This is a genomic window from Bacillota bacterium, from assembly GCA_018333655.1.
Classification (GTDB): domain Bacteria; phylum Bacillota; class UBA994; order UBA994; family UBA994; genus BS524.
This window is the reverse complement of the sequence record JAGXTJ010000040.1, coordinates 1-2,971: the sequence shown is the minus strand read 5'-3', so window position 1 is coordinate 2,971 and position 2,971 is coordinate 1. Positions and strand designations below refer to the sequence as shown.

4 protein-coding genes and 1 riboswitch are annotated in these 2,971 nt (G+C 48.7%); of the genes, 3 read left to right on the top strand and 1 reads right to left on the bottom strand.

From position 1 onward, the window contains the following. Window positions 1–191: ATP-binding protein (locus KGZ92_07590; GenBank protein MBS3889133.1), on the top strand; the 191-nt coding region annotated here is incomplete at its 5' end. Window positions 192–517: 326 nt separating this feature from the next. Here KGZ92_07590 and KGZ92_07585 read toward each other — a convergent pair. Continuing rightward, window positions 518–727 carry a hypothetical protein gene (locus KGZ92_07585; protein MBS3889132.1) on the bottom strand — a complete coding sequence of 70 codons (210 nt, stop codon included), beginning with the start codon at window positions 725–727 and terminating at the stop codon, window positions 518–520. Between the two features lie 112 nt (window positions 728–839). Next, a riboswitch (cobalamin riboswitch) is annotated at window positions 840–1,027 on the bottom strand. 215 nt (window positions 1,028–1,242) lie between these two features. On the opposite strand from KGZ92_07585, the gene KGZ92_07580 reads away from it, so the two are divergent. Beyond that, a complete protein-coding gene (locus KGZ92_07580; GenBank protein MBS3889131.1) occupies window positions 1,243–1,542 on the top strand; it encodes an acyl-CoA thioesterase in 300 nt (99 codons plus the stop codon). Window positions 1,543–2,507: 965 nt separating this feature from the next. Beyond that, the gene (locus KGZ92_07575) at window positions 2,508–2,864 is read left to right on the top strand and encodes a hypothetical protein (protein ID MBS3889130.1); all 357 of its coding nucleotides are present in this window, start codon (window positions 2,508–2,510) and stop codon (window positions 2,862–2,864) included. Window positions 2,865–2,971: the final 107 nt, after the last annotated feature.

Genomic DNA, 2,971 nt, shown 5'->3' with positions numbered 1-2,971 from the left:
TAGTTTCCACCAACCTTGAGTTTTCTCGGTGGACTGAGATATTCTGCGATCCGATGCTTACAGCGGCCACTGTCGACCGCATGACGCACAAATCTCACATAATAGACACGAATGGTAGCTCATACAGGCTACGCCAGAGGTTGGCACGAACCAATGCTGTCGGCGGCCCCTTGACTGGGCAGGCTGAATAACTATCGAGGGATGAAGGCAAGGCACGAGATAACGGCGATATCCATTGCCAACCTCTGCATACATATTCTCCCTCACCCCCCTAGGGGGGTGAGGGAGAATATGTAGCCCCCCCGCAGCCCTCCGTCAACTCCATAGGAGCCGAGGGACGATCAACCACAAATGATTTCTGGTAACTGTTTTTGGTGGTGCGGCTTGGTGAAGAACTGCTCAGGGTAGGGTGAATCACGAAGGGAGCTGATGCGGGCAAATACAACCAACACAGATCATAACGTTAGCAATCACTGAACTGCCACGGATGGTTCAGTTTCAAAATGTCTCCAGTGGTTCAAAAATAGATTGCCACATGGTTCAGTTTCTGATTGACATTCAGACCTGCCACCACAGCGCCGGTAAAGGGGCTAGTAGCCAAAGCGGCATAAAAACCAGGCACTGCATCAAAAGCAAGGGACCCGACTGCACTAGGGATTTTAATGAAGGCGCCCAAGATGCTTAGGGCAATGAGCGCACCAATATACGCCCACTGTTTAATTTTCATTAAGAACCTCCTCAATATTTAGTCAAAATAATAACCCCAACCGATTGGTTGAGGTCTGGATACAAAGCTAGGATAATCCCATGGCTTTTTACCCTGTCCTCTCGACCGAAGGACGGTATCATTGCTTTTGGGCAGGTTTCCTGGCTTCGGGAGTATACGCGCCTGGCTCCTTCCCATTCGCAAGGCGAACAGTGGCTTTGCCAAACACTACCCGTTACAGTGGCGGGACCGCTCAGGCCTCAAACCTGATTCCCTTTTAACCCCTAGTCCCCTAGGAGCACCCAGTAGCGCTATTAAATTTGAGTCTGTGCGAAATTCACAAGCGCATAGTTCTTCGCTGTGTGTGGTCACAATTCCTTTTTTTACAGTTGTGTCGGGCTACATTTCCTTGCACCCTCTGTCTGCACATTGTATTATGTATACAGGAGGTGTGAACAACAGTGAAATCCGGTTGCATAGCGCATTTGGTCAAATCAGAGGATCTCAACCACCACGGCACCCTGTTTGCCGGACGCATGGCCGAGTGGTTTGTAGAGGCTTGCTTTATTGCGGTGGCCAGCGTAACCCGTCGCCCCGAGTCTATTGTCTGCGTAAGCTTGCAGTCGCTTGAGTTTAAGCGCCCTGCCAACAAGGGGGACATTGTCACCATCGAGACTTGCGTTGTGCAAGTAGGTCGCACCAGCATAACCGTACAAGGCCAAGTGCTGCGTAACGGTGAGTCAGAGCATTTAGTAGAGGGCCAGGCCAAGTTTGTGCACGTCGATGCACATGGGCGAGCCATTCCTCACGGTCTTGCGGTTCAAGCGGTAGAATAGTCTTAAGTGTAGTCTTCATGCCCCTGCGCGAAAGCAGGGGTTTTTCATGCCATACCCTTAACTGATAAAAGGCCCCTTGATATTGTCTGACGGAAAAGCTCCAGTGTATGTTTACAGGGACCAACACCTACCTCAGCGTTTCACTTGCATAAGTTAGGGCATCTGGACTTTGCTCTTTTCATGGCGGTCGAATCTCTAAAGCGTGCCTAAGATAATGCCACCCTTCCTAGTCGCACGAGGCGCAGTCACTCCCACACAAGCTGCTGTTCCTCCTCATTTTTGAGTTATGTATACTAGCACGTGCCATTATAATGTCCTTGCGACACAAACTACCACATGCTATGCTCTTCGTAGCCAGTCAACAAAACATGGAAGAGAGGTGTTGACCACTTGAAAAGATTGCTCACAGTTCTCGTCATAACGCTCCAAGTAATATCGCAACCTATAAAAACTGTGAGGACTAGCACGTGTCGATGATGCTATACAGACGCCGCCTCTTGCAATGCAATGGGACTCACCGGAGCCGAATTGTCCGCAGCAACACTTGCTCTGAGAACTCTTACCGAACACCAAGTGGCAATGAAATGGTAGATGTTCAGAAATTGCTGACACTTCAATAACGATCCGGTAGTTCTGTGTGTGGAGGACATATCGTGCCCCTTACACTTAGGCATTCAAACGGGACTTGCCGCTTGCCCGTTGCGGACAGGCGTATCAGTGAGTCCCCAAAGCGTACATCTGAGGGCATTGAACGCTAAACACACAAACAACCAATGCTTATTTAGGAAGGAGCTGTTATGGTGAGAAAATTCATGATTATTATGTGCCTAATAGTTATTTTGTCTGCCTCATCCTCAGCTTTTGCCACTAAGGATGGGTTCGTGCAAAACAACGACAATGCAATCTCCTAAGAACTCATGGATTTCTACCGCTTACAGAGCGTCGACTCAGTCCCCGAAGGGGTAGTGCCTATTGTTGTCCATAATGACGAAGAGCTTAAAGCAATATTCGATGCGCTGAAAAGTATTGCCATTGTTCACTCTCCAGCTACAAGCGTGGCGCATGCAGATGCGTCAATCCAATCGGGAGGCACACACTGGGTCACTGCTCATACCGCCATCCAAATCCCCAACATTTTTGGTTGGATGTATGTAAACCTTCATGCTCATATCCAAATATATAGTCATCTCAGCTTCAGAGGAATCATCGACTCGCAGCAATTTACTTCTCTCTCAGGGGTTACATTGGGTTTCGGTTGGACTCAGACATATGCTTATGCGACCAACTATGGAACCCACATAGGATTCCACTGCAAATTCTAACTCTCAGCGTTCAATTAGACCCTGTTGATTTCCTGTTCTACCCATTAGCAGAGAAGAACGTAGAGTATGGGGCGTTCACGAAGCGATTTCTAGCGTAAAATGACCAG

Bases quoted from the DNA above. Each gene is read 5' to 3' on its own strand.
- KGZ92_07585 (MBS3889132.1), bottom strand. From the start codon at position 727: ATGAAAATTAAACAGTGGGCGTATATTGGTGCGCTCATTGCCCTAAGC.
- KGZ92_07580 (MBS3889131.1), top strand. From the start codon at position 1,243: ATGGCCGAGTGGTTTGTAGAGGCTTGCTTTATTGCGGTGGCCAGCGTA.